The organism is uncultured Thiodictyon sp. (assembly GCF_903828115.1).
In the GTDB taxonomy this organism is placed as follows: Bacteria; Pseudomonadota; Gammaproteobacteria; order Chromatiales; family Chromatiaceae; genus Thiodictyon.
Genome location: NZ_CAIKKU010000870.1, coordinates 1 through 2,393, shown reverse-complemented (window position 1 = coordinate 2,393; position 2,393 = coordinate 1). Strand labels below are relative to the sequence as shown.

General features: G+C 66.9%; 2 protein-coding genes. Both read left to right on the top strand.

All coding sequences use genetic code 11. From position 1 onward, the window contains the following. A partial coding sequence (locus QZY48_RS32755; protein ID WP_295438692.1) for a hypothetical protein occupies positions 1 to 257 on the top strand: 257 nt, incomplete at its 5' end. A gap of 68 nt (positions 258 to 325) precedes the next feature. Beyond that, positions 326 to 2,200 carry a maltodextrin glucosidase gene (gene malZ, locus QZY48_RS32750; protein WP_295438690.1) on the top strand — a complete coding sequence of 625 codons (1,875 nt, stop codon included), beginning with the start codon at positions 326 to 328 and terminating at the stop codon, positions 2,198 to 2,200. Positions 2,201 to 2,393: the final 193 nt, after the last annotated feature.

The following is a 2,393-nucleotide window of genomic DNA, read 5'->3' as shown; positions in this document are numbered from 1 at the left end:
TAATCGGAATCGGAATCGGAATCGGAATCGGAAATGCGATTCTATCTGGGTGCGAGAGTACCCGTGGTGCTACGATAATCTCGACAACGACAACGACAACGACAACGACAACGACAACGACAACGACAACGACAACGACAACGGTGCGAAGCGTTTACTGCATGTTCACCTTCCGGGTGACGCCCGCGACCATGCCAACCAGCAGATTTATTTGCGCTTATTTGCGGCCAAATACTCTTTATCAGGTTAATCGATAACGGGGTCGGCGCTGCGAGTGACCGGCTTCATGCTTGACTGCCACCCACCCACCTATCCAGGGGGACCCATGACCGCACCCGCCATGATGCATCACCAGATCGCACCCTTCTTCGTGTCGCGCGACGGGCGCTGCCGGGTCCAGTTGTGGCTGGCCGCCGCGCTTCCCGGCGACCTTCCCACCGGGGTCTTCTTGCGGCTGGAGCCGGACAATGAAGAGCGTCTGATCCCCATGGAGCTGATCGCGCAGCAGGGGCGCTTCCGGGTCTATGCCGCGGACCTGATCCCCAACCCGGCCGGACCACTCACCGTCTACGCCTTCAAGGTCCTGTGGACGGACCGGCAGTGGTGGCTGGATGCGGCGGGCGCGAGCCCCCGGATGCCGCTGCGCGAGCGCTTCTTCCGGGTCAACCTGGCGGACGCCACGCCGGACTGGGTGCCGGACCAGGTCTTCTATCAGATCTTTCCGGAGCGCTTTCGCAACGGCGACCCGGCGGTCAGCCCCCAGTCCGGCGCCTACGCGCCGCGCGACGACGGGCCGATCCGGGCCAAGGACTGGGGTGAGCCCATCGACCCGAAGCGGCCGAATGGCGAATTCTACGGCGGCGACCTGATCGGCGTGCGCCAGTCGCTCGATTATCTCCAGGACCTGGGCGTCACCGCCCTCTACCTGAACCCGATCTTCACCTCACCCAGTGTACATAAATACGATACCGAGGACTTCGAGCACGTCGACCCCTACCTGGGCGGCGATCACGCCCTGGCGGACCTGCGGGTGGCCGCCACCGGACGGGGCATCCGGCTGGTGCTGGACGCGGTCTTCAATCACACCTCCGACACCCACCCCTGGTTCAACCGCTGGGGGACCCATGCCGCGCCCGGGGCCTACCAGGACGTCGCCGCGCCCTATCGCGGTGCCTATGTCTTCAGCGATCCCGCCGACCCCGAGAGCTACCAGTGTTGGCAGGGGTCCAAGGTCCTGCCGGTGCTCGATTTCGGCCATCCCGCGGTGCGCGACTACTTCCTCGATGGGGTCGACTCCATCGTGCGCCGCTGGCTGCGCCCGCCCTATTCGGTGGACGGCTGGCGCATCGACGTGGCCCACATGATGGGGGAGGGTACCGGTGCCCGCAACAACGCCCGGGTGCTCCGGTTGCTGCGCCGTGCCGCCCGGGAGGAGAGCCCGCGCGCCTACATCCTGGGCGAGCACTTCGGCGAGGCGACCCGCTGGCTCCAGGGCGACCAGGAAGACGGCGCCATGAACTACTACGGATTTTCCTTCCCGGTGCGTGCCTTCCTCGCCGGCCAGGATGTGAATTATCACCCCATCGCCCTGGACGCCGCCGAACTCGATACCTGGCTCACCGACGCCCGCTCCCGCATCCCCTACGCCAACCAGCTCTGTCAATTGAACCTGCTGGGCTCCCACGACACCGCCCGCTGCCTCACGGTGCTGGGCGAGGACCGGTTCCTGATGCGCCTGGCGCTCCTGCTGCTCTTCACCTACCCCGGGGTCCCCTGTATCTACTACGGCGACGAGATCGGCATGACCGGCCGCAACGACCCCTACAACCGCGCCTGCTTCGACTGGGACGAGGACCACTGGGACCGCCCCCTGCGCGCCTGGGTCCAGACCCTCGCCGGCCTGCGCCGGGAGCACCAGGCCCTGCGCCGCGGCGCCTATCAGACCCTGCTCGCCGCCGGCGACCTCTTCGCCTTCGCCCGCTGTCTGGGTCCCGAGGTGGTGATGCTGATCGTCAACCGCGGCACCGCCCCCTGCGCCGGCGTGCGCGTCCCCCTGGCCGGGCTGCCCGGCCACGCGATGAACCTGGGTGTTCTTTTGGGCGAGTGCCCCTGGGGCCTGGGCGGGGATACCCTGACCCTGGACCTGGGGCCCAAGGAGGGGCTGCTGTTGCGGGGTGAACTCGGGGAGGCCACGACCTGACCTGGGTCCGTGGGAGCGGCGTCCCGCCGCAAAAAGCCCTCGTTCGCGTGACACCGCTCCAAGAGACCAGCACGTCAGGGAACGCGGCCCCAATTCCCCGCCTCTTTTCCAGTTAAGCGGCCTTGATCATAATCTCGGCCCGTCAGCCAACCGGGTCCGCACAGCGGACCCTACGGCCCCGCGCCCGTAGGGT